This is a genomic window from Pseudoalteromonas sp. NFXS53 (assembly GCF_056629255.1).
In genome coordinates, this window is the sequence record NZ_JBWVBR010000008.1 from 174,334 (window position 1) to 197,163 (window position 22,830).

Consider the following 22,830-nt stretch of genomic DNA (forward strand, 5'->3'; position numbering starts at 1 on the left):
CAAACAGAGGACTCACTCTATAACCGAGTAGATTCGAACGCGATAAAGTCGCAACAATGTTTCTCTTAGGAATAACTTAGGCTTTTTATAACTATTATTATCAATACGTTAAATGACTTCCATGGACAAGTTTTATCTAAATAATATCTTCATTGATGCAAAGAGAAATCAAGTTTGTCATGGAGAAACCTGTGAATTAGTTGAACCAAAAGCAATGGCATTGCTCTGTGTGTTTGCACAGCACCCAAAGAAAGTGCTCAGCCAAGAGTTTTTATACGAGCAGGTTTGGCCTAATCGCATATTTGCCCCCAGCTCTCTGCAACGTTTGATCGCACTATTAAGAAAGGCTTTAAAAGACGACAGCAAAGCCGCGAAAATTATTCAGACACATGCAAAGCGTGGCTACAGTCTTGAGGTTTCACCAGAAATAAAGAAAGTAATAACGGATAAAGAGACAACCAATAAACCCAAATTACATCAAACTTTGGTCTTTATTAGTGCAGCCTGCATGCTATGTATACTCTTGGCATTTGAGTTTATTGTGCCGTCACAACAACAGGCACAGTTATCTATAGCAAAATCAAAAGCGCTAACCCACTCTACTCACCAAGAATCTAGAGGTAAACTATCACCTGATGCTGAAAAACTAATTTTCATGCAACAAAAACAGGATGGTTATGAATTAGTTTTAAAAACGCTTTTTAACACAAACAAGTATATTTTACTAAAGCAGCATGAGCCCTTTGTGTTTGATTGGTTAGATAATGATAAAATTATTGTCAGCTTTAAAGAGCCAAAAACTGGTTGGATACAGCTAAAAATATATGAAGCTGAAAATAGCCGCATTACCTTTAAGCACAGCATCAGTTTGCCAGATGATGTAACCCAAGTTGATCATCTATCTACGTCTACTAATGGGCATATCTATTTTGTAGCGACTCAACAAATAGCAGATAAATCGATGCCTTTTCTCGCAGAGTTCTCTGTTGAAAAGCAACACATAGACCTTTTAGCTCCATTGCCATTAAGTACACGAGTACACTCACTGGCAGTGGCGCCCGATTCAGTGTTTGTATCACTTACTCAAAACCAAACTACCCAAAAAATAATGCGTTTTGACAGGCAAGCTTATGATTTTACTTCGATAAAAGAGGGCTTTTCATCTATTTACCACCTTGCTTGGTATGCACCTAAAGCACAACTTTTACTTTTTGATACGCTTAAGCCTGAAGTAAGAATGATCGATGGTAAATTTCTAAATAACGAGAAAATTAACAATGTAGAGCTTGTTCCTGTTCAGTTTTTCGATACCTCACCGCTTACTCAAGTCTCGCTGCAAAATAGCAAATTAGTCGCAACGATTTTTAGCGAAAATATAGACATTCTTTCTAATTTTGAAGGGGCATTTAAATCTAACAGTAAATATGAAGACTACCTTGCAAGTGTTTCTTCAGATGGAGAGAAAATCGCCTTTGTTTCTCAAAAACATGGACTACCGATGTTATTTCTAAGACAAAATGAACAAGATAAGGTGATCTTTAACAATCGTCTACGAAGTGATTTTATATCCAAAGCCATTTGGTCTGCTGATAACACTGAACTTGCTTTTGCCGCCTCGGGTAAAGCATTTGTATATCATCTTGCCACCAATCAACTTACAACCTTAGAATCAGATGCCTATATTGTGCGAGTTGACCATTGGTCAGAAGATAACAACACTTTGATCACAACAACTCGCCAAGCAAACTCGTCCTTGCACTTTGATTTAAGTAAAGGCTCAGCCACAGTATTTAATCAACGCGGTACAATTATTTTTAGTAATGAAAATCAGCAAACTGTTTGGGACCGCAATAAAGTTTTTAACTTACAAGGTGACCAAGCGTGGTCATTTAATGACGGCGAAATTGTGCACGCATTCAGTTTAGAGCATCAAATTCTGGTTCATGTCAGAACAGACAATGGTAAAAATCACTTAGTGACGTTATCAACAAACTTAGCAGAGCGAGATAAATTTGCCTTACCACCAGAAGCTGACTTTGTTTCGAGCGCCTATTATGATGAGAAAACCGCGCAGTTCATCTATTTTTACTCGCATTGGCTAGACAATGACGCTGATATTGTTTCAAGCCATATATCTATTAACTAAGTGTTTTTCAAATAAGCGCGTAGTTAAGTAGCAAATTAGTATTATTAAAAAAATCACAATACGTTTACAATAACTATATTGCTCGGTTTTGCTTGGTCATTTTTATGAGTCTATTGTTGTCTTTGTTATTGTCAGCCTCTGCAACTGTCAGTTCTGAATCAATAGAGAATCTATCTCAACTAGAAAAAAACAATCCGAAGCAAGCGCTAGCAGAGTACAAAAGACAAAAACACCAGTACCAAAATACCTTTAACGAAGACGCACTCCAATTTCATCGTATCGCTATCAAGGCTGCAATCAATGTATATGATTGGCAAAGCTTTACGAATATCTTAACAACCTTGAAAAAAAAGCAGTTTGCAGCCGTAACAGAAAAAAAAGCTTTGCATATTATTAATGATATTGGTGTGGCATACAGGCAAAATAATCAACACCAAGATGCGATACAGCACTTTACTTGCGCCTTAACAAAAACCACAAGTATTAACTACACAGCGGCCCTGAAATCAAACATAGCAACAGCCTACCGTGTTCAAGGACAACCATCTGTCGGGTTTCAATTACTCGACTCAATTGAGTTTGATGTCTTAGATGCCAATATCAGTGCAGGTATTCATATTGTGCGCGGTAATATCGCTCTGCATATTGAGCAAGCTGATAAGGCGCTTAACCACTTTTTAGAGGCCAAAAAGTTATTTCAATTACAAAATAAACATAGAGATTCAGTTCGACTCACATTCTCTATTTTGACCACTGCACTCATCAAACAAGACCTTGCGTTATACAAAGAGTATCGCGCTAATATAGAAACCAAAATTCGTGAGCATGCAATCGAAAATCATGACTACCTGCTTTTTTTAGATGAAGTTAAACATGCAATAGCCATAGAAAATGTATCGAGCTTACGGACTCAACATATTTCTGAGCTAGTTAAACTTTTAATGGGTCATGATGACGCCAGTGAAAATGTCAGATTATTACTTAAATCTCTAAACCTAAAGGTGCTTGTTCCACCAGACCAGAAAAGGCAGCCTAAAGAGCCTTTGCTTGAACCAAATTTAGCTGCACCGTGGTGCGAAGGTATGAGGTAGAGCTATAGCAAAGCCTCATAATCCGTAGGTGGGAATTTACACTAAAAATACGCTCAATGAATATTAAGCTTTTAGCTATTTGAAAAATTATAAATTGATTATCTAAATAGGTTAGTTCCTATAAGTTTTACAAAAGAGCAGATTGAAAGTAAGGTGCTATAAAAGCGTTGCAAAATAGTTTTTTTATTTTTGACACATTTAGCGTTTTTACTTTTTCAAAAGAATTAAAAACTTAATAAGGAAATTTAAACTATGCCGTATAAAAATAAAATGAAACATGCCATATCTACTGCCATTTACTGTATTACATGTTTTTTCACATTGAATGTAAATGCGACAAACTCGTTTAATGAATGGTACGATCATGGTGCCTCATGTGTCATTAAGGTAAAAGAGACTCCAAGTGGAATATGTTCGGGATTTAATTGGGTCAAAGGCCCAGAGCTTTATACTATTATCGTTTCACGTACAAAAGAAATCATGGTTGGAAAACTGCCAGAAGAAAACTTTAAGGAAACTTTAATTGGACTAATCACGATTAGACCAGAACATCTAATCAACGATGAAACAGTAAAATTCAGCGTTCAGCTATTACTTAGAGAAGCGCATATTTATAAAGCCTTTCTAGATAATAATTTTCCGGGTCAATGTAATATCGAGTTTTCTGGAGACTCAACTCAGCTTATTGCTGATACAGAGTGTAAAGTTCAGGCTGATTTTTTTAAAGCTTAACACGTTTAGCATCTAAGCCATTAGTGACCACTAATGGCTTTATAGTAAATTTCTCGGTCCAATACTGAAAATTTATCTAGAGTATATTCACAAGTCTCATAATATCCTTTTCGTCATTGTAAATATGCGGTGAAACACGCAGTCCATGTGCCCTTGCATCTATGCTTGTTCCATCTTTAGCACATTCAATTAAAACTGCTTCTACTCCCTTATGAGGCTTAATAATCACTGTGCCACTTCGACGATTCCTATCGTGCGGTGAAACCACTTGTTCGCCCAGATGTTGGATCAGTAAGTCTATTAAGTCTTGGTTATGCGCCCTGAGCTTATCACCAAGCTTTGCAAAATAATCAATACTGTGCGAGGCAAAAGCGTAAGGGGCAACACTGGGTGTACCGCCCCAGAACTTCAAGGCGCTGTCGTGATAAGCAAAATGGTGAATATCAAACTCAAACGGGTTTTCATGAGAAAACCAGCCTACATCTTTTGGCGCTAATCGCTCAATATGCTTACTGTTAAGCCATAAATAGGCAGCCCCTGGGCCCCCACATAGCCACTTTACACTTGAGCCAATCATAAAGTCAGCATCAAGCTTATTTAAATCTAAAGGAATAACACCAGCTGATTGCGCAACATCTATAATACTTAGGGTTTGATTGGCTTTGGCAAACTTTACAATGTCATTGACAGGCGCGAGCTGCCCGGTATTTGAGTAGGCTTGGCTAACAAAAACTAAATCAACATCGGCAGTTAAATGCTGCTGCCAAACGTCAATTTGCGTGATGTCTTTGTGTTCAGGAATATAGCGAATTGTCGCCCCGTCAGGGAGTGCTTTTTGCATCACAAAGCCCATACTTGGGAAGTCTTGTGCGCTCATTAGCACGACACTATTTTCGTTTAGCTCAGGTAAAGCCATTATGAGTTTTGTAAGTCCACTCGATAAATTAACTTGCGGGCAAAACTGCATAAATGACGAGTTAAACAGCCGACCCAACGCCTGTTGAAACTCAGTAATAATTGCCAGCCAAGCTTGCCAAGGCTCTCTGCCCGAATCTTGCCATGGTGATAAATAGCTTTGTTTAAAGTGGGTTTCGGCACTTTTTAGTGGTCTTCCAACCGAGTGATTCAATAAGTACGCTTCACTCGGTAATACAAAATCTTGTTTCATCTGGTTATCTGCTTAACGTGGCTTTGAGTTTTTGAATATCGTGATAACGAGTAAAAATGTCCTCTCGCTGATTGGCGGCGCGACGGTCTCGAAGTTTTTCGAGTGAGCCAAGTAAGACTGACAGTGGCGGGCCGCTGGCTGTTACTTTATCTAGGTGTTGCTCTGCCATTGAGTTTGAAGGCTGCGCAATATACTTATCAACCAATTGGTTATGATGCTGAGTCGCGCCTTTGCCGTGTAACTCGCACACTTCTAAAAATAACGATACATTCTCTTGATACCAAGAAGCACTATGCTGGTTTTCAAGGTTTAAAAATGAATCCATCAAACTCGTGCGTCGCATACAATCACGCAAAATTTGCTGATCTTCTGGCATCATATATAAGAATTTATCCACCAGCATTTGCGAATAGCTAGGCTCATTGGCAACACATAACCCGAGCAGCATATCGATCACATTAATACCAGCAAAGTCTCCAGCATTGGCACCACGATAAATCTGAGAGCCCACTCTATGTGGTTTGTAATAAGGTCTTACACAGTAAAAAAATCGGTCGGTGTCGAGCTTATCAAACAACTCTTGGTTAGAGTCAATCACATCTTGCAGCGCATATTTAGCAACTTTTAATAAATCGCCCGTGATTGGGTGCGATACGCCCAACGGTAAGATTTTTAACAAGGCGTCAGCAGCGCGTTTATAGGCCAGAATGCCTTTAGTGTTGTAATCGACGAAGGTTTTTTCGTCTGCGAGATCGGTAAAGCGTTTATACACTCCATTTACCGCTGTGTTGTGTGTCGTTAAATGCGCAGTGGCAAAACGCGGCGTGACGCCTATCGACGCGCCAATGTGCATTGCCAATGTAGAAGCTTCAACTAAGGGTGAAGTACGCTCTCGGCTCGGCTCAGTTATTTCATGGCGTCTGCAAGCTGCCATATAGAGGCCAACATTGCCGAGTAAATCAAAGGCATTATCGAATCCTTCATCGGTATTGCCTTCGGTAACTAAAGCTTTGATCAACTCTGTGCCTTCGATCTGCAATTGTTGCTTTAATGCTTCACCGACATGTTCAACATTCGCTTTGTCTTCTTGCTGCCAATACAAGGTTTCGAGTTGTGAGTTTATCTCGCAGAATGAACTGCGGATCCAAGCATCAAATTCTCGTGTACATGCTGTCATAATTTTTTATTCTTATTGGTATTGATAAATTAATAGTAGCAGTAGGCTGTGATAAAAATTCACCAATAAACTTGATTATTCCGCCCTCAATGAGTGATATTTAATAAGATAACAATTAAAATTAGCGGAATTAACCAACATGCGTGTTGATAGTAAAGATTTAGCCATTTTAGACCTGTTACAGTATCGTGGCCGAATGACAACCACTGAAGTGGCACAACAGGTTAATTTATCTGACACCCCTTGCCTTAGAAGAATAAAAAAACTTGAGCAAGAAGGTATTATTAAGGGCTATCAGGCCATTCTAGACCGAGAAAAGCTTAACCTATCGATTTTGGTATATGCCCTAGTCAGGCTAAATGCCAATACTGATAAGCTCGCCGATGAGTTCGAAAACGAAGTAGAAGCCCTTGAGCAAGTCATGGAATGCTCGGTGATCACAGGCAGTTATGACTATTTGCTAAAAATAGTCGCCAAAGATTTAAGCCACTACGAAAGCTTCGTAAAAAAATCGTTGGGACAGATCAGCAGTATCGCAGCAATTGAATCCACCGTTGTGTTAAAACAGACTTTCTCACGCAATCAGTTGCCTTTGAAAACGCCGTAAAAGCTTTGCCCTAATTAATAAGTTACTGCATTTGCTTTGAGGCCACTTCTTTTAGTTTATCTAAAATGACTTTTTGGTTTCGATTATCAACAAAGGCAATTTGATTTGAACTGAATACATTTTGCTGTGTGTCCATCGCATACATTTGCACGCGCCCAGTGCTCCCCCAAAAGGTGTTGATCAATGCCTGATCTTCACTCGGAAAAGAATATAGCTCTGATGAGCGGTAACTTAACATATTGGTTGAAGATGGGAGTAACTCAGATTGATCTGAATAACGTTGCTGCTCTAGGCGAATATCAACATAGTTGTTATCACTAATTTGCACTCGCATCAGTGCTAAAGGTCGAAGCGATGTGCTCGCTCTACCCGAGTTTGACACAACGGCATCCACAGTAAAAAACGTATTTTGCTCAAACTGCTGGTCTTTTAGTTTTTGTAATTGTGTTTCGATATTACGAATATCATCTCTTAAACGTTCATGGCGATTATTCGACTCACGGATCACATCCGTTATATCTTCTTTCACATCATTAAGCAGAAATGCCAATGCCGCCAGATTGAGGGCGGGCTGTGCTTGGGCATTAAATTCCATTTGCGAATAATCTCGTGTGATGGCTAACACTTGATTTTCAAAATACTGTGCTTCGGCGTCATCGATATGATTACTCAAGTCCCAGCTTTTTAATTCACTGACACGAAACTCATCCAACGGATACTGTTGATTAGCGGGGTCTAAATAAGCGTCTATACGCTCTATGCTTTGTTGTAACTTTGTTTTTGTGATTGAGATATTTTTAAGGTCTTGTTTTGCTTTATCGTAGGCAGTAAATAGAGTGCCAAGAGAGAACTCAGGAAAGTCAATTTTATCACCCCTCTGCCCCAAGTGATTAAATTCATACAACAAGTATTCAGGAATGTAAGGCTCGAGCATTTGCAGCTCATCGGTATCAAGGGCAACCTTAAAATGATCCGATTCAATTCGACTGATTGAAGTGATCTCTATGGCCACCTCGGACGTTTCTACAAAGTAAATTTGCCATACGGGTATTGCAGCCGCAGACACGATCCCAAACCCACCTAGCACAAGCCCTTTTAAATGGCTTTTAGTTTTGTCTAATAACCCTGTTTTTAGGGTCTGCTCAGTTTCATTATGCTCTTTGTCGACCATGATTTAATTACCCTTTAAATACCTTTTAATACACAAAGAAGATTGAAAAAAGACCGCTCAAAAGAGCGGCCAAACCTGCGTTTTGGGAAGTGCCAACAAAGGCCGCATCCTTGCGCGGAACGAATTCTGCTGATGCTGAATGTCGCTACTCCTTTAACTGGTTGGAGCTTTATATTGAACGAGAGCGACTAAAACTTATCGGGGAAAATACGGACTTTTAGATGTATTTTTACTGCAATTAGAAATTGCAGTAATTCATCTAATCTTCAGAGTAATACTGCACTCACAATATTCAATTGAATTAAGATGCTAGTACTCAAAAGTGGTACTTTACTCTCAAATAGCATCGATAACTATTCTCATTATTGAACTCTCTTGCTAGTATGCGCGACTTTTGAAAATCAAACTGGTGTATTTTGGAACGTTATTACTCTGAAGTGTTAAGTTATATCGCTCGCTCAGTTGGATGCAAAGACAAAGCTCAAAACATAGTGCAAGAAGCCTACACACGTCTGTTGAGTTACCATCGCAGTAATCCAAAGCAAGATAGAACTCAAGAACGCGCGCTTTTTTTTAAGGCTGCTAAGAATATTGTGATCGATCAGTATCGCAAAAGTCAGCCTATTGCTGAGCCAGATGAAGTTGAGCTGATTGCCCCGAGTTTTTACGAGCCCGAAGCGAAGTTAGCAAGTCAGCAACAGCTGGCACTTCTAAACCGTAGTATTGAGTCTTTACCATTAAAGACCAAGCAAGCTTTTGTACTCTACAAATTTAAAAACCTAAACCAAGCACAAATCGCTGAGCAAATGGGGATATCAGTGAGTATGGTTGAAAAACACCTAGCCACTGCGATGCTGGCGTGTCGACAAGCATTAAAAAAACAATAAGAGAATCGAAATGGACCGTCAAAACTTACACATTCAACAGCAAGTGGATCGTTGGTTAGAGCGTGAAAAACAAGGCCTAAGCCAACAACAAGCACTCGCCCTGCAAGACTGGCTAGACATTGACAGCAAGCATGTGCTCGCCTATCAAGAAAGCAAACAAGTCGAGCAGTTATTGTCGCAATTTTCTGAGCAAGACATTCAAAGCCTTGAACAAAGTGTTACAACGACACATCAAACAAGCAAAAGAGCAAATCAGAGCCCTTTTGCAATCGCAGCATGTTTTGCACTACTTTGTGTTTGCTTGTTCAGTTACTTAAACTGGCCTACCCCGTTAAACTCGGCAGCTTTTCAAGGCAGTTATCAAACAAAACGTGGGGAAATTACAGATATTGAATTACCAGATCAAAGTACACTTACACTCGATGCAAAAGCGTCAATTTCTGTTAATTTCGATAATGAGCAAAGAGTAAATAAACTCCTCAAGGGCCGTGTCGTGTTCGATGTTGCAAGCGATAAAGCCCGCCCTTTTGTGATAGACACAGGCAACAGCACAATTACCGTTCTAGGCACACGCTTTTCGGTGGATAAAAAATCTCATAGCACACGAGTGATGGTTGAACATGGACGCGTCAGTGTGCAAAACCAGCGCGAGCGTATTGAATTAGTCAAAGGTGACGTTGCGACCATTCAAGCCTCAGGTATGGTGATCAGCAAGTTTGATCCTGAGATCACGCATGTCGATGCGTTTAAACAAGGCCGCTTAATGTTTGATAACACCCCGCTTAATGAAGCGCTCGAAACCTTCAACCGTCATCATGACTTTAGTTACACCTTAGCAACCAAATCTCATGACGAGTTAACTATTTCAGGGACATTTTCGGCTTCAGAGTTAGAGAATTTCGTTACCTTGTTACCTCACGCTTTGCCTATTGAAGTTAAAAACCTTAATAATCATATAATTATAAGCAAACGAAATTAAATAAAAAAAACTTTAAAAATTTATTGAGGAGTTCTCATTCTCATTCGTTTTCATAATAGGTAATTTATTTGGACGTATAAAAATGAGAACTCGCTCTGTACTAAACACACGACTCACTCCCCTTGCATTTGCGCTAGGCCTAAGCCTGAGCCTACCTGCTGCGGCACAAAATCAGCTTTCGGTATATGAATTTAATCTAGCAAAACAGCCTATGAGCCATACTCTGACTCAAGTTGCCAAAGCCGCGAGTATGAATTTAATCGCTGACGCAAAACTGTTAAATGGCCTACAAGCCCCTGCTCTTCAAGGTGAGATTAGTTTAAACAAAGCACTAGAGCTGACCCTGCAAAATAGCAACTTAACCGCGCGTATTATCGACAATAACATCATCATTAAAGCCGCAGTAAGCACACAGACTTCATCAAACCATAAAAGACACACCAGCTTTGTGCCTGATGGCGCCAACAATTCGCAACAAGACATTGAAGTGATTGAAGTCAAAGGAGATAGATTACATATGCACCGCGAGCAAATTGCTCGCACCAAAGGTTTATCAAACTCAGATATCTTCTCCAGCTTTGCAGGTATCGAAGCGAACAACCTGCGCAATGAAGCAGGCGCATTAGATATCGGTATTCGCGGCGTACAAGGTGAAGGTCGCGTGCCAATTTTTATTGATGGCAGCTTACAATCAACCCATACCAACCGCGGCTATATGGGCACATCTGACAGAACCTATATCGACTCAAACCTGATCAGCAAAGTAAATATTGAAAAAGGCGCTTCAGCAAAAGCGTCACCATTTAGTTCAGGCGCAATTGGCGGCATGGTGAGTATTCGCACGCTAGATACCCAAGACATTTTAAAAAGCGGTGAACAACTTGGCGCGCTGGTTAAAGTAAACACCCATAACAATAACCATACTCCTGATGTACCAGAGAGTTTTGGGCTACAAAGCTATTACGAAGTAAGCAATGATAATGACACGCTCGATTTTGCTGGCGGCGGCTTTACTCTGGCAACCGCCTACGAGCAAGACAATCTGAAAGCCGTACTGGCTTACAGCAAGAAAAAGGTCGGTAACTATTTTGCAGGTTCAAATGGGTTTGAAGAATTTGTTAAAGAAAAAGAATACATTCGCTGGGAACCTTCAAAAACCGAAGCTGGAAAATATGACGAAATACCTTATATTGAATTAATTCCGCCTCCGGTGAATCAAAACGGTGAAGTGGTAAACACTAGCTTTGAAAGTGATTCATATCTTGCCAAGTTAACTTACGAGTTCACTGACGAGCAATCGCTTGAAGTAAACACCCGTTTTCATAAGCAAGAAGCCGGTGAAATGCTTGCGTCTTATTGGTACAAGCAACGCGCTGGCGACACAAAGTTTTGGAAAGAGACAGACGAAAATGGTGAAGACCAATGGATGTCAGAAGAAATTCCAGAAGGCGTTGAAACCATGCCACAGTGGCAGCCGGGCTCAGTTTTGGTAAACAGTGCCAGTGCACTTTATCGCTTTGTGCCGAGTAACAATGCACTAGTCGATCTGAGTGTAAACGTGTGGCGCACCAGTGCTCGTTTGCAGCAGTACAATGCCCTTGGCAGTAACCTAGGTCAAAATGCCGGACAATACTTCCACCGCGTTAATAATAAGCGCCATGGGGTAAGCGTGTTAAACGCATCGGCTTTTGCTGTTGCAAACAAACCTATCACACTGACTTATGGTTTATCCTGGCAGAGCGAAACACTTTCTCCGCATCAAGATTGGCAAGATAACTTTAAGCGCGATTGGCATCCGGCAGACTTTAAACTCAAATCAACCTCGCGAAACGGTGAACAAACTAAGCGCGCTATTTTTGCCAATGCGCAAGTAGATCTTGCGCCTGTAGAGCTGGCTTTAAACCTAAACTACCATGACTCTGTGAACCAAGATTTTCAGGCTGAAAATACCCTTAAGTTTGCTGGTAAAACCGATTTTACCCTGCAAGCAAAATATCACCTGCTCGATAACACCGCGGTTAAAGCCAAATACAGTAACGCTTACAGAATGCCAAACTTGTATGAAACAACGGTGTCAAATGAAGTGTTTTCTTACTCAAGTGATTATCCAATCACCCCAGAAAAGACAAAGTCTTATAACATTGGTATCGAGAGTGAATTCACTAATTTAATACAAAATGGCGATAAACTGGTTTTATCTGCAGAGTACTTCTACACCAATATTGAAAATATGTTAGCGACGGGCTTTTTGCCTAAGCCAGATAAACCAGCTTGGGATCAGAAGTTTACTTTCACAAACTATGATAAGTTCGAGCTACCTGGTACAGAGCTAGGTATTTACTACCAGAGCGACTTGTTCTACACCAAGTTGTCTTACACCAAGTATTCGAATGTAGAAATGTGTTCGAGCCTGATGGCACAAGCTGCAGACGTCGAGACCTGTAATAATACTGGCTTTGCGGGTAGTTTAACGCCACTTCGTGTACCACCTGAGAAAAGCTACATCGCCATTGTTGGTACTAAATTATTTAACGATACAATCGACACTGGCTTCACTTATAAAAAGCACACTGAAAAACACCATCCGGGTGGCTTTTTATCAGGTACTGGTGTTACCGCACTTGAGTATATTCCAGCGGGTTACCAGCTAGACTTTTATTTTGATTACACCTTTAGTGACGACATCACAGGCAATATCGCCATCACTAATTTAACCGATCAATATAAGGTCTCGACCGGCTCAATCGTGGCCATGCCTGAGCCGGGGCAAACCATTTCAATTGGCTTAGAGTTCAAACTTTAAGTCTCATACATTTCGATAAAACCATTATTTAAATCATAAACCCGCACTGAGTGAAAGAGCTCACTCAGTGCACTCTTTATTTTTGGAGCATTCATGACGACCGTCGCCCCTACTCTTTCTCGTGCGCAAAATCTAAAACTCGCTACTGCGGATGTTCACGACAATGTTGATAAAACCATTATGGCGCAAGACCCGTTTGCCAATACACAAAACTATCTCGACTTTTTGCGTCTGCAATTTTATTTCTTACGCGATGTCAGCGCCCTTTATGAGCACGCTGAATTACTCGCGCTGATTCCGGATTTAACTTCGCGCCGCCGCTTAAGCTTACTTGAGCAGGATTTTGAAGATCTATCAGCCAACTTACCAGCCGCTTATTTACCGCCTTTCGTCACCATTAATACCGATGTCGCCACGGCATTAGGCTGGTTATATGTCGTTGAAGGCTCAAAAGTTGGTGCAGCAATGCTGGGCAAACAAGTTCAAGCAAAATTAAACTTTAATGCCGAACATGGAGCACGCTATTTAACAGGTCCAGGCGCGGGCCGCGGTAGTGCATGGCGTGAATTAGTGCAACTTATCGACTCTGTTGAGCTTAACGAACAACAGGAGCAAGCACTGATTGAAGGCGCTCGACAAGCGTTTACGCGTTTCCAAGCATTTCAGGCTCACGTATACCCATGAAATTAAAAGCCGCCTTAGCCAAATATAAAAAAATAGTCCTACTGCTATGTGGGTATTTATTTGTCGCCCTTGGAGTGATTGGTATTGTTCTGCCCGTCATGCCAACCACTGTGTTTTTTATTTTGGCTTTGGCGTGCTTTTCAAACGCGTCTCCCAAACTTGCCAAGTGGTTACTCTACCATCCGCGTTTTGGTCGCAATCTAAGACAGTGGCAAACACATAAGATTATCCCACTGAAAGCGAAAATATTTGCCTCGACAAGTATGGCTATCAGTTATGCCATTTTGATTGTGCTTTCACCGGCGGCATGGCTTGCCTGCGTCGTTGGCAGCATAAAAATAGCCGTCGTGTCGTATATCTTCTCGCGACCGTCAAAGCAAGTTTAAGCATTTTCTAAGCCCAGTAAAGCATCACTTTCTTGGGCTTTATAACAACATATCGACCATCAATTTAAAGCTCGGTACAAACATATAAAGGGTTAAAAACAATAACCAGAGCACGATAAATAATTCAAACAGCCTCATTTTTTCCTCCAAAGCGCTAAGTTACCTAAAGACTGTTGGGTGTTAAAGGCGTTTAATCCTTTACTGGCGAGTTGTCTGGCTAGCCAATCGCAATGATAGTGCGCTGCCACATTTAATTGGTAGAACTGACTTTGCTTGAAGCCATTAAGGTCTTTAATAACAAACTCTTTGTCACCGCCCGCTAAACTCTGTGCTTGGTCTAATAAATACGAGGGCCTTAAAGCTAAACCATAAAGCAACAACCAAGGCGACTTATCTAAACTTGTGCTTTGCTGCTGAGATGAGCAAGCGTCAGTGATAAGCGTTAACCAAACAGCTTCGCCATGCTGTTTTCGATTTAACTCCTCTAACCTTTGCTCCAAACTCTTAAAAAACTGACAGCTTCCTGGTTGTGAGCTAAATAACCCCCAAGGCGCTGTTTGTGGCATAGGCCGGTTTTTTTTAAAACTATAAATAGCCAACCAAGTACTTAGCCAAGCATGCAAAAGTGACTGGGTTGAATGAGGAGCAGACCAACTTTGTTGTAATACGAACAAACGGCAACCAAGCAATGCCAGAGGTGCTGAGCGTACCAAGTCGTGATAACGCTGTTTATAAATCACATCATTGATGGCTTTGTGAATGAATTTACTGTTTTCTAGTGGCTTCAATAATGACAGTGTATCGTCAGGTTCCGAAATCGCTTCTGAGTCGAATATCTTGCTCTGCGCTTGAAGCTCATATTGCGTTTTTAAGCTTTGAGTTTTATGCGAGGCTCTATGGGCCAAACGCTGCTTAAAATGATGCTTTAAATCTCCTCCCCCTTGCCAATCTACGTCGGTCAACGGGTTATAAAAACATTGTGTTTGTGCAAATTGCGTATTTTGTAGTGCTATGTTACTCACCGAACTACTTGCGCTCACTTTACACGAAGTGACTTTACTCGATGCAGATTGCTTGCTTTTTGACGAAGTTTCCATCGCCGGGAACTCCTCAAAAGCCAAAGCACAGTTATTCGGTCCATAACGCAACTCTGATTGACCTTTACGGGTCACAATTGGCTTAAAACTATAATCGTTAAACTGCCAAGATTCAGTCTGCTCAGAGTGAGCAAATTGCTGACTCGTCCCGTAACAATAATAGGCTAACTCTCTGGCATCATTTAAAGGCATACCCGCCATGATCCCGGCTACAAGCGTTGCGTAATAATGAAATTGCTGATCCATAAAAATCCTTTTAGGCCGCCTTTTACTCAAAAAACCTTTTTAAGTGCTGGCGGCGCTAGCCGTTATTAACCGCTATACCCAATCGCAACGGTATCTGGGTTGTTGCTACGCAGCGATTCTACAAATCTATTAAGCACTTGATCTGCAGTATCTTTGTCTATTGGAGATTCGTTGATATAAGGGTCTAGATCGCTACGAATATGACCGCCAGTTAAATCATCTTTTTGACGTTGCACCACGATGGCGTTTATCGCTTGGCAAAACGCAAATGGATCAGTTTTACAATAAATACGATGCTGCTGTGCCACCTTGCTACCTTGCTGATAACGCGGTGCACAATACGACACCATATAAGGTTGCACTGTGGGATCATTGCCAACAATGTCAGCACATGAGAACAACACAAAGTCTGTCGACTTAAACTCGTCCATCACTTGATTACACATAGGTAAGTCGCCTTCGACGCCTAAGTTGTAATCACAGAAGAAAACATCAATCCCCTTCACTAGGTGAGACAGCATGGTGTTAAACGCACTCTGCACATTGTCTGGGATTTGGTCGTCTTCAGGTAGCAAACTGAACTCTTTTGATTCTACGGTTATGGCACTGCGCCAATGTGCCAATAACTCAGGGGTATCACGTCCATCTCTATCTTTGTAGGCGACCTTATAGCCATTATCAAACAGCTCTTCGACTTCAGGTTGGTCGGTTAAAAATGCGAACTTGCGGCCATCTGCTGCAACGCAAGAGCAAAAAACTAGTTTAGTCATTCAGAAAACTCCATGATTGATATGTCAATTGTGTCTGAATGAGTTTAAAAATATTCCAATTAAGTCACTTGGGTTAAAAGCCTAATTAATCAGGCTAAATTACACTTTTAACGAGAGGTTGACGTAGCCATGTTTGCCAGTGCTGTTGATGCACAACTAAGCATTCATTTAAGTATTCAAGAGACAGGGTGCAAGGAGCGTAGAAAAAATGGTTAGGAGCCGAGCCTTTCAATTCATCAAGATAACCTGCTTGAGTGAAAGCACTCAACGGCTTAAATAACGATTTGCTTTTTCCCTTATGCATGAATTGTACAAAGGCATAGTCTTCGTCTTTGGCTTGTGCGGCTAATGCCTGCAAGGTATTTAAACTAATTTGCTCTTTTGCTGACTTGGATATTAATCGCGCTATCATCTGTTCAATAGACCATGCGTGTGCCTCAGTGAATACATTTTGTTGATAAGCATGTAGCAAATGAGCGAAAGTCAGTGATTGAATATTACTGGTTTGTTTTAATAAAGGTAAAACCTTATCGAGGTCTGCTTTAATGGCAGTGTTAACTACCTCCCTAGGAGTACTTAACCAAAAGGTGAGCTCTCCCAAGCTTATCTTCAACTTTTCTGCAATAAGCTGAGCTGTGATATTGACTTGCTCTGTTAAATCTTCACTATGCGCGGTATTAAGTTTGTGTTTTAACTCTTTACTCCGTTTCTCACCTGGTTGCCCACCAAAGCGAGCTTGTTGAATATCTTTTTGTGGCATTCCAAAATCAGATTTATAAGTTTGTTTTTCCAGCTGGCTTTGCTCGTTTAACTCTATTCTCTCAGGTTCGGGACTTGCTAGTTTGTTGTCGTTCTGAGCATTTTGAACTTCATCGGTTAGCGAACGTGTTCCGTCGTTATCATTATTACTAACAGAACTCATGGCCTCCGAGGGCAAACTGCACAGCATAGTGGGTATCTGTGCGACATAGAATGCATAAGGGTTTGTAGCACTGTCAAAATGTGCCAGCGGTGCGTCTGTTTCAGCTGGTTGCACTGCATCGCTATTATCATTTTGCATTTCTAGCACCAAACGATCTTGTGGTTCTTTTATTAAACCGCCTTCAACATACGTCTTCTCAGCTTCTACTGTATCGTCTTTTTTGAGGCTATAAGATTGGCTGTTATCAGTTGCTGAACGCTGGCTTACTCTTACTACTCTGATGGGTGCAAATTTAAATGGCCGAATGATCCTGACTCTAGCCGCTTGCTGGCGCTTTTTTTTATCTGTCATTGTGAACTCCTCACCATCGAAGTGCATAACACTTCGATGGATTCTACATCATGACTTAGCGAGCTAGTGCAGAGGTTAAACATGACATGGCGGCGTTAATGGCTTTTTGAACCGTCGCTTTGGCTATAATTTCTAAAGTGATAAGTTCAACTTCCAAAATCGCTTTTTCTCGTTCTAGCTCAGCTGTGAACTCATCTTCATTTATCTCACCATTTAATTTAGCCTGCGCTAGAGCTTCAATCGATGCTTTCTGCGCATTCAAGGCTTTTTGCAAAGGCCCTGACATTTGCTGAGCTTCATCACCAACGACATTCAACGCGGTGTCTAACATTTGTTTGTATAAATCATTTATGTTCATAAGGTTGTCCTTTTATTGCTGTTTTGCTTGTTCGCCACGGATCATGGCAAGAAAAAGTCGCTGATACTGCTGCTTGCGCGTTTTGATCAGAAAATCTGAAATGCTATTTACTTGCTGATGCTGCTTTTTATCTTGCAGCCAAAGGTTTTGGGTTATCTCCACCTGTTTGGTTGTTAACTCATTTAATTCTCTGACTTTTTGACGCATAAGTAGGGCTGATAACTCAACTTCAATATTGAGATAAGTACTCTGACTAAAGTGAAAGGTGCGTTTCTCTTTTGGCAGAACACTCAGCTGTACATAAAATCTATCGATTTTTTTAGCGACATTCATGATCTGCTGCTCAGTTTGCCTATCAAAACTTGATACCATTTGCAGTGCACAGCCTGAGGTCAGACTTAGAATCAACAAGCTACCAATAACTACCAGTACTTTTAACCAAGACTTAACCATATTACTTCTCCTCATTGCGGATTATCTTTGCTAAGTACTGACTGAGTAACTGCTGAAAATCAGTGCTCGACATAGAAGGTGAGCTCGCAACTTGTTGCTGAATTGCCATTAGTTCTTGTGAAAGATGCGCTTCATATTCCAGCTGCTCAGACTTAAATTGATTTATTAACCCCTGTTTGACGGTCTCTAGATCTTCTGGCTGTTGCGGTGAGATAAACGACTGTGCGGTATCAACTATTCTATCGAGGATGGTATAAACCAAGTTGGCCGAAAAGCCGCCCACCAAAGCCATGGTAATTTTCAAAGCAGCATGACTCATTCCGCCGCCCATACCCGCGCTTTGCTCTGCAGTTTTGGCCACTGCATCTAAATTAATAGGAATAAGCTGAGTCAAAATAATGCCCGAGATTAAGCCAACCACAAATCGAACCCAATAAGAGCTCTCGTATTTGGCATCAAAGCATCCTGCAGTAACATAACTATTTGCTTTAAATAGGGCCGAGAAGGAGGCTCCAATTGCCGCAGAGGCAAGTAATATCGCTTGGACATACAAAAGGCGAGCCCCTTCCATATCGAACATGCTGGCCACCATATTGTCGTTGTTAATATATGAGGAAAGACTCAAGCTAATTAGCGTAACCAAAGAGATGATTGCCACTAACATCATTTTGCGTATAAGTGGCACTCTGCCTAAAAACAAGAACCATGTCTGTTTTTCTTGCTCTTGAGCCATCATTAAAATTGTCTCTGGCATTGCCGGCGCGACGAGTTCAGCTAACTGGTTATGTGCTTTTGTTAAACTGGCAATATCTGTGGGAGTTTGCTCCTGTTGGAGTTGCTCTACCAGCTTACTTGGCACAGCTAACCCCTTTTGCAAAGCAAAATGTGCCATAGCTTGACCTTGTTTGAGCAGCTTCTCATGAAGATCTGACCTTTTGTTTTCCAAGACAATTGGCTGTTCAAAGCCCTCAGTCTCAAAGCTCTTTGTATGTTCCATGATGTTCCTTGTTTATTTTAATACTCAGATTTAGAGTTTAAATTTAAAGTACCCTTGAACAGAAAACTCGGTGGCATTAACGCAAATAGAATCGTTTTATTGCCTGTGTTTTAAATATGTATTTCAGACATGCTGAAGGAGAAAGTAAGGAGATAAAGATGAGCCAAAATGCATTAATAAGTGCGATTATCAGCACACTAAAAGTCTATAAACCCAAGAAAATTAAACCTAAGTTCAAAGCCAAACATTTCAGCCAAAAACAAAAAGTGCAAGCTTGCTTAAAAGGATCATTAGTTGGACTTGTTACGCTAGGAAAACTTAAACAAGAACAAGATAAATTAAACCAGCAACTTGCCGCTTTCTTCGACAAGTAACCAGTTTAAATGACAAGGGTTAGATAGTTTCAATTTATCAAACCTGTCTTACTTAGATTGAGGGGTCGTTTGATTTGGCTCGAGTTGTTTACGAATATTAGCAATCGCTTTGTCCATCATCGCAAACAATATCTCCACGTGATAGCCCATCAAAAAAGCTAAAGCCATAGGTGATAACGAAGCACCTAAACCAGCCTCTTCAGGTTTAAAGAACCAACCAACAATCATGCCAGCCAATGAGCCAAGGGGTAACCTTAAGCGATAACGTATTTCGTCATCATAAGTGAATGTCAGAGATTTGATCTCACGCAGAAGATCTCTAAGCACAAAGATAAATGCGCCAAGTAAGCCATATAGCAAAGGCAGAATATAACTTTGCAACACATTTAAAATAGAATCTGAAAACAAGTCATGTTCAAAGAAGGTTAGCTGAGACAAGTAATGCGCTTGCTCTAACTGAAGCCGTTGTTGTTTTATCTTCAATTCAGGGTCGTTCAAATTCAATTGCTCTGCCCTAAGTTGAAAAGATAACTGATTGTAATCAGGTAAATCTGGGTTAAAACTAAACCCCAACATCCAAATGCTGTTCCAAGACTTTAACAGGCTATAGTTCGCATCAAACTGCTGCTCAAGGGTCTCTAGCGCCTGATTAAGTTGTGTGTATTCATTCGCAAGGCTGTTTGTAGGCAGTGTTTCTAACTTGAGTGTAAGCCGCGCTTTTTCAGTAAAGGCATGCTTTAAATTACTATTTAGATTAGCGCCAAATAAGTAGTACACCTGAATAATCAACAAAGAAACCAGCGCCAATAAGGCATAACGACGATACCAAGCAACTGCACTTTCTGCTTTTGTAGGTACTCTTTTTTCAGCTCTTTCATTTGGTATAACAGATTGAATACTTTCAACTGTGACTGGGTGAACAGCTTTTGATAATGCATCATAGTTCAAAAGGAATACGGTTTCGTCTTCAACCTGCCAAGTGCCATTCTGGACCTTAAACTTAGCTTCAACAACATTTTTAGCAATACGCTCATCTAGCTCAATTGCGCCCTCTCGAGACATATAATTGAGTAACTGCAATGCATCGTCGACTAGGGTGACAATATCTTGGCTGGGTTTATTCACTATTTGCTCTGGTTTTTTCTTTCGCATTAATAAACTAAGGGGCACTTAGCCCCTCCCTCTATGCATACGCATATTCTGATACCAACACTTTTTGGTAATCGAATAGCTTGCCAACATCACCGTTATTATTCCAAATTGCTCTGTTGCTATTAAACGAATAGCCGCCTGTCGACTCATCAATGTGATTGGTATATACCCTTAGTTCTGAGTGAGGCATAAGCTTGCTCCCAACAGGGAATTGAAATCTCTGTCCTCCATTAGAAGTAATCTCCCAAAGGCTCAGATCAATAATGTGATTGCCTAAGTTGCCGATCTCTACATATTCATCGGATTCTTTTTTCGGGTCATTACCATCAAAAAAGATATGTGTGATCCCAACATCATGATGTGCATCTCGTCCATATGCATAACAACTCACCAAATTACTTTGATTATCATAAAGAGAAACCGTATCTCCTTTATTATTTAGAATGGGTCGGCGACTATCAAAGCTATAGGCATTTTCACGATTTGTATAAACACGAATGATATCTTGTGGAAATAGCAAAGTGTGTTTGTTGAAATCATAATCTTGCCCTTCAGAGCCCGCATTCAATCGCCAGCCTGATAAATCAATAATAGAAGGTCCTAAGTTACTTATTTCAATGTACTCATCTTCGAAAGACGCAAAACCAGCATTTACTGCACTAATCTGTACTTGGACTGAACTAAAGAGCGCAAAGTTAGTATTCCACCAAGTAGAAAATGGATCAGGCTCTTTTTTTACAGTATCTAATTGTGCAGTCAGCAACTCACTTAACTGCTGCCAAGTACGAAGTTTGTCTTTACTGAATACAAGAGATTGTGCTTTTTCCAAGTCATCTAAAGTGAAGTTACTCATACATCCGCTCCTTGAATTTCAAGATACTGCTTTGCTCTATTAAGAAACTTAGCCCGCTCTTCAAGACCATGGTAGCCACCATTTATGCGCTTAGTAATCGACTTTAGGTCGTCTTGATCCGCATATTGATTCAGGTGACGGCTATGCCAGAAATAGCATGCAGTCATCACCGCCGCATTTGGATCGTTTGCGAGACCATCTGGTTGTTCTACAAGTGGTAAACCTAAAGCATTACCACAAGTACGATAGTTCTCTTTGCCTGTTAACTGTATTAAGCCTCGCCCTCGATATTTCCAGCCATCACCAGAGCCTATATCACCGTTACCCATGCGATTGGCATACACAACATTAGCAATTTTCTCTGGGTTTCGCGCATATTGTTCAGCAATATCATCGGTTTGAAAGTATTTACCGAACACCAATCGCAATGCTCTCGCACTATAGTTTAGGTTTTCAACTTTATATTTAAACTGACCACTTTCATGAGCAATTTGCGCAATGAAATGCGCAACACGTAACGGGGTATTAATATCAAAAGTAGCTAATCTGTTTTGGATAGCTGGTAAGTAGTGTTGAATGTCGTTGTCTTTAGCCTGAGGCATAATATGACGCAGCATGTCGAAGTCTATATTCATCACAGTTTCCTTGTTTTAATGGATGTTATTACTATGCCTGAGCTATAAATTCGAACTCAGTGAAAACAAGGATAGAATCGGGTTAATAGTGCAAAAGGTTACCGATAGCGAACGTAGTGAGTGCGGTTCTTTTGCGCAAGTATAGTGCGAAAGGTTTATGACAAGCGCGCAGCGCTTACATTCTTTTCGCGCAAGGTGAAGTGAGCCAGTTTAACTAGAGTTGAAGTCGTCAGGACGAACCACAGTAAAGGTTGCTCATTTCACTTTGCGCTTATAGTGCAAAATTAGCGACAGCGAACGCAGTGAGAGCGCTTCTTTTTACGCAAGGTGAAGTGAACCATTTTATATATTGCAGAGGGACTTAAAGCAAAAAAGCCCGACTCTTTCGAATCGGGCTTTCTCTAAATAGGTGCTTGGCAATGTTCTACTTTCACATGGGAGACCCACACTATCATCGACGCTGTTTCGTTTCACTTCTGAGTTCGGCATGGAATCAGGTGGTTCCAAAACGCTATGGTCACCAAGCAAATTTGTTAAAATCTGGAAAAAATCTGATAATTCTAAAACTTCTACTTTAGTTCATATTAGCTTCTGAGCTAAAACCACTTTGGCGTTGTATGGTTAAGCCTCACGGGTAATTAGTACTGGTTAGCTTAATGTATCACTACACTTCCACACCCAGCCTATCAACGTTGTAGTCTCCAACGGCCCTTCAGTTAACTTAAAGTTAAAGTGAGAACTCATCTCGAGGCTCGCTTCCCGCTTAGATGCTTTCAGCGGTTATCGATTCC

22 protein-coding genes and 2 rRNA genes are annotated in these 22,830 nt (G+C 40.7%); 10 read left to right on the forward strand and 14 right to left on the reverse strand.

From position 1 onward, the window contains the following. Window positions 1-121 precede the first annotated feature (121 nt). The 3 genes from AC1HJP_RS10865 to AC1HJP_RS10875 all read left to right on the forward strand — a co-directional run bounded on the left by AC1HJP_RS10865 (window position 122) and on the right by AC1HJP_RS10875 (window position 3,969). The gene (locus tag AC1HJP_RS10865) at window positions 122-2,146 is read left to right on the forward strand and encodes a winged helix-turn-helix domain-containing protein (protein ID WP_480361830.1); all 2,025 of its coding nucleotides are present in this window, start codon (window positions 122-124) and stop codon (window positions 2,144-2,146) included. A gap of 104 nt (window positions 2,147-2,250) precedes the next feature. Beyond that, a complete protein-coding gene (locus tag AC1HJP_RS10870; protein WP_480361831.1) occupies window positions 2,251-3,237 on the forward strand; it encodes a hypothetical protein in 987 nt (328 codons plus the stop codon). A 252-nt stretch (window positions 3,238-3,489) separates the two neighbouring features. Further along, the gene (locus AC1HJP_RS10875; protein WP_480361832.1) at window positions 3,490-3,969 is read left to right on the forward strand and encodes a hypothetical protein; all 480 of its coding nucleotides are present in this window, start codon (window positions 3,490-3,492) and stop codon (window positions 3,967-3,969) included. Window positions 3,970-4,045: 76 nt separating this feature from the next. Here the strand turns inward: AC1HJP_RS10875 and AC1HJP_RS10880 are convergent, their stop codons facing one another. After that, window positions 4,046-5,137 carry an aminotransferase class V-fold PLP-dependent enzyme gene (locus tag AC1HJP_RS10880; RefSeq protein WP_480361833.1) on the reverse strand — a complete coding sequence of 364 codons (1,092 nt, stop codon included), beginning with the start codon at window positions 5,135-5,137 and terminating at the stop codon, window positions 4,046-4,048. A 4-nt stretch (window positions 5,138-5,141) separates the two neighbouring features. Continuing rightward, window positions 5,142-6,314 carry a PrnB family protein gene (locus AC1HJP_RS10885; RefSeq protein ID WP_480361834.1) on the reverse strand — a complete coding sequence of 391 codons (1,173 nt, stop codon included), beginning with the start codon at window positions 6,312-6,314 and terminating at the stop codon, window positions 5,142-5,144. A gap of 139 nt (window positions 6,315-6,453) precedes the next feature. Here AC1HJP_RS10885 and AC1HJP_RS10890 point away from each other — a divergent pair, with 139 nt between their 5' ends. Next, window positions 6,454-6,921: an Lrp/AsnC family transcriptional regulator gene (locus AC1HJP_RS10890; protein WP_475159508.1), complete on the forward strand. Its 468-nt coding sequence runs from the start codon at window positions 6,454-6,456 to the stop codon at window positions 6,919-6,921. A gap of 22 nt (window positions 6,922-6,943) precedes the next feature. Here the strand turns inward: AC1HJP_RS10890 and AC1HJP_RS10895 are convergent, their stop codons facing one another. Further along, window positions 6,944-8,092 carry a hypothetical protein gene (locus AC1HJP_RS10895; protein WP_480361835.1) on the reverse strand — a complete coding sequence of 383 codons (1,149 nt, stop codon included), beginning with the start codon at window positions 8,090-8,092 and terminating at the stop codon, window positions 6,944-6,946. 416 nt (window positions 8,093-8,508) lie between these two features. On the opposite strand from AC1HJP_RS10895, the gene AC1HJP_RS10900 reads away from it, so the two are divergent. The 5 genes from AC1HJP_RS10900 to AC1HJP_RS10920 all read left to right on the forward strand — a co-directional run bounded on the left by AC1HJP_RS10900 (window position 8,509) and on the right by AC1HJP_RS10920 (window position 13,831). Beyond that, window positions 8,509-8,979, forward strand: coding sequence for an RNA polymerase sigma factor (locus tag AC1HJP_RS10900; protein ID WP_480361836.1), 471 nt, complete (start codon window positions 8,509-8,511; stop codon window positions 8,977-8,979). Window positions 8,980-8,989: 10 nt separating this feature from the next. Then, complete coding sequence (locus tag AC1HJP_RS10905) at window positions 8,990-9,958, forward strand: FecR family protein (RefSeq protein WP_480361837.1); 969 nt, start codon at window positions 8,990-8,992, stop codon at window positions 9,956-9,958. Window positions 9,959-10,040: 82 nt separating this feature from the next. Beyond that, window positions 10,041-12,761, forward strand: a complete 2,721-nt coding sequence (locus tag AC1HJP_RS10910) for a TonB-dependent receptor (RefSeq protein ID WP_480361838.1) — start codon at window positions 10,041-10,043, stop codon at window positions 12,759-12,761. Window positions 12,762-12,854: 93 nt separating this feature from the next. Next, the gene (locus AC1HJP_RS10915) at window positions 12,855-13,445 is read left to right on the forward strand and encodes a biliverdin-producing heme oxygenase (protein ID WP_404390525.1); all 591 of its coding nucleotides are present in this window, start codon (window positions 12,855-12,857) and stop codon (window positions 13,443-13,445) included. Next, window positions 13,442-13,831, forward strand: a complete 390-nt coding sequence (locus AC1HJP_RS10920; RefSeq protein ID WP_480361839.1) for a YbaN family protein — start codon at window positions 13,442-13,444, stop codon at window positions 13,829-13,831. Before AC1HJP_RS10915 ends, AC1HJP_RS10920 begins: the two co-directional genes overlap by 4 nt. 134 nt (window positions 13,832-13,965) lie before the next feature. Here AC1HJP_RS10920 and AC1HJP_RS10925 read toward each other — a convergent pair whose 3' ends face one another. The 6 genes from AC1HJP_RS10925 to AC1HJP_RS10950 form a co-directional block, all read right to left on the reverse strand. Beyond that, a complete protein-coding gene (locus tag AC1HJP_RS10925; protein ID WP_480361840.1) occupies window positions 13,966-15,174 on the reverse strand; it encodes a hypothetical protein in 1,209 nt (402 codons plus the stop codon). A gap of 65 nt (window positions 15,175-15,239) precedes the next feature. Beyond that, on the reverse strand, window positions 15,240-15,944 hold the full coding sequence (locus tag AC1HJP_RS10930; RefSeq protein WP_480361841.1) for a PIN domain-containing protein: 705 nt from the start codon (window positions 15,942-15,944) through the stop codon (window positions 15,240-15,242). Between the two features lie 94 nt (window positions 15,945-16,038). Further along, complete coding sequence (locus tag AC1HJP_RS10935; RefSeq protein WP_480361842.1) at window positions 16,039-17,217, reverse strand: hypothetical protein; 1,179 nt, start codon at window positions 17,215-17,217, stop codon at window positions 16,039-16,041. Window positions 17,218-17,272: 55 nt separating this feature from the next. Next, a complete protein-coding gene (locus tag AC1HJP_RS10940; RefSeq protein ID WP_058029318.1) occupies window positions 17,273-17,575 on the reverse strand; it encodes a hypothetical protein in 303 nt (100 codons plus the stop codon). A gap of 12 nt (window positions 17,576-17,587) precedes the next feature. After that, on the reverse strand, window positions 17,588-18,028 hold the full coding sequence (locus AC1HJP_RS10945; RefSeq protein WP_480361843.1) for a hypothetical protein: 441 nt from the start codon (window positions 18,026-18,028) through the stop codon (window positions 17,588-17,590). A 1-nt stretch (window position 18,029) separates the two neighbouring features. Further along, window positions 18,030-19,025: a hypothetical protein gene (locus AC1HJP_RS10950; RefSeq protein ID WP_480361844.1), complete on the reverse strand. Its 996-nt coding sequence runs from the start codon at window positions 19,023-19,025 to the stop codon at window positions 18,030-18,032. Between the two features lie 158 nt (window positions 19,026-19,183). Between AC1HJP_RS10950 and AC1HJP_RS10955 the strand changes: the two genes are divergently transcribed. Further along, the gene (locus AC1HJP_RS10955) at window positions 19,184-19,399 is read left to right on the forward strand and encodes a hypothetical protein (RefSeq protein WP_480361845.1); all 216 of its coding nucleotides are present in this window, start codon (window positions 19,184-19,186) and stop codon (window positions 19,397-19,399) included. Between the two features lie 48 nt (window positions 19,400-19,447). On the opposite strand, the gene AC1HJP_RS10960 is transcribed toward AC1HJP_RS10955, so the two are convergent. The 5 genes from AC1HJP_RS10960 to AC1HJP_RS10980 all read right to left on the reverse strand — a co-directional run. Further along, window positions 19,448-20,551, reverse strand: a complete 1,104-nt coding sequence (locus tag AC1HJP_RS10960) for a hypothetical protein (RefSeq protein ID WP_480361846.1) — start codon at window positions 20,549-20,551, stop codon at window positions 19,448-19,450. A 31-nt stretch (window positions 20,552-20,582) separates the two neighbouring features. Then, on the reverse strand, window positions 20,583-21,404 hold the full coding sequence (locus tag AC1HJP_RS10965) for a lamin tail domain-containing protein (RefSeq protein ID WP_480361847.1): 822 nt from the start codon (window positions 21,402-21,404) through the stop codon (window positions 20,583-20,585). Continuing rightward, window positions 21,401-22,039 carry a glycoside hydrolase family 19 protein gene (locus tag AC1HJP_RS10970; protein WP_480361848.1) on the reverse strand — a complete coding sequence of 213 codons (639 nt, stop codon included), beginning with the start codon at window positions 22,037-22,039 and terminating at the stop codon, window positions 21,401-21,403. The genes AC1HJP_RS10965 and AC1HJP_RS10970 overlap by 4 nt, the downstream gene beginning before the upstream one ends. 411 nt (window positions 22,040-22,450) lie before the next feature. Next, window positions 22,451-22,564 (reverse strand): 5S ribosomal RNA (gene rrf / locus AC1HJP_RS10975). Window positions 22,565-22,656: 92 nt separating this feature from the next. Then, a 23S ribosomal RNA gene (locus AC1HJP_RS10980) occupies window positions 22,657-22,830 on the reverse strand; the annotation flags it as partial.

Excerpts from the sequence above, each read along its gene's own strand:
- AC1HJP_RS10925 (WP_480361840.1), bottom strand. The coding sequence starts at position 15,174 with ATGGATCAGCAATTTCATTATTACGCAACGCTTGTAGCCGGGATCATG.
- AC1HJP_RS10895 (WP_480361835.1), bottom strand. The coding sequence starts at position 8,092 with ATGGTCGACAAAGAGCATAATGAAACTGAGCAGACCCTAAAAACAGGG.
- AC1HJP_RS10930 (WP_480361841.1), bottom strand. The coding sequence starts at position 15,944 with ATGACTAAACTAGTTTTTTGCTCTTGCGTTGCAGCAGATGGCCGCAAG.
- AC1HJP_RS10950 (WP_480361844.1), bottom strand. The coding sequence starts at position 19,025 with ATGGAACATACAAAGAGCTTTGAGACTGAGGGCTTTGAACAGCCAATT.
- AC1HJP_RS10945 (WP_480361843.1), bottom strand. The coding sequence starts at position 18,028 with ATGGTTAAGTCTTGGTTAAAAGTACTGGTAGTTATTGGTAGCTTGTTG.
- AC1HJP_RS10890 (WP_475159508.1), top strand. The coding sequence starts at position 6,454 with ATGCGTGTTGATAGTAAAGATTTAGCCATTTTAGACCTGTTACAGTAT.
- AC1HJP_RS10965 (WP_480361847.1), bottom strand. The coding sequence starts at position 21,404 with ATGAGTAACTTCACTTTAGATGACTTGGAAAAAGCACAATCTCTTGTA.
- AC1HJP_RS10865 (WP_480361830.1), top strand. The coding sequence starts at position 122 with ATGGACAAGTTTTATCTAAATAATATCTTCATTGATGCAAAGAGAAAT.
- AC1HJP_RS10915 (WP_404390525.1), top strand. The coding sequence starts at position 12,855 with ATGACGACCGTCGCCCCTACTCTTTCTCGTGCGCAAAATCTAAAACTC.
- AC1HJP_RS10960 (WP_480361846.1), bottom strand. The coding sequence starts at position 20,551 with ATGCGAAAGAAAAAACCAGAGCAAATAGTGAATAAACCCAGCCAAGAT.
- AC1HJP_RS10910 (WP_480361838.1), top strand. The coding sequence starts at position 10,041 with ATGAGAACTCGCTCTGTACTAAACACACGACTCACTCCCCTTGCATTT.
- AC1HJP_RS10905 (WP_480361837.1), top strand. The coding sequence starts at position 8,990 with ATGGACCGTCAAAACTTACACATTCAACAGCAAGTGGATCGTTGGTTA.
- AC1HJP_RS10970 (WP_480361848.1), bottom strand. The coding sequence starts at position 22,039 with ATGAATATAGACTTCGACATGCTGCGTCATATTATGCCTCAGGCTAAA.
- AC1HJP_RS10870 (WP_480361831.1), top strand. The coding sequence starts at position 2,251 with ATGAGTCTATTGTTGTCTTTGTTATTGTCAGCCTCTGCAACTGTCAGT.
- AC1HJP_RS10920 (WP_480361839.1), top strand. The coding sequence starts at position 13,442 with ATGAAATTAAAAGCCGCCTTAGCCAAATATAAAAAAATAGTCCTACTG.
- AC1HJP_RS10880 (WP_480361833.1), bottom strand. The coding sequence starts at position 5,137 with ATGAAACAAGATTTTGTATTACCGAGTGAAGCGTACTTATTGAATCAC.
- AC1HJP_RS10885 (WP_480361834.1), bottom strand. The coding sequence starts at position 6,314 with ATGACAGCATGTACACGAGAATTTGATGCTTGGATCCGCAGTTCATTC.
- AC1HJP_RS10935 (WP_480361842.1), bottom strand. The coding sequence starts at position 17,217 with ATGACAGATAAAAAAAAGCGCCAGCAAGCGGCTAGAGTCAGGATCATT.
- AC1HJP_RS10940 (WP_058029318.1), bottom strand. The coding sequence starts at position 17,575 with ATGAACATAAATGATTTATACAAACAAATGTTAGACACCGCGTTGAAT.
- AC1HJP_RS10875 (WP_480361832.1), top strand. The coding sequence starts at position 3,490 with ATGCCGTATAAAAATAAAATGAAACATGCCATATCTACTGCCATTTAC.
- AC1HJP_RS10955 (WP_480361845.1), top strand. The coding sequence starts at position 19,184 with ATGAGCCAAAATGCATTAATAAGTGCGATTATCAGCACACTAAAAGTC.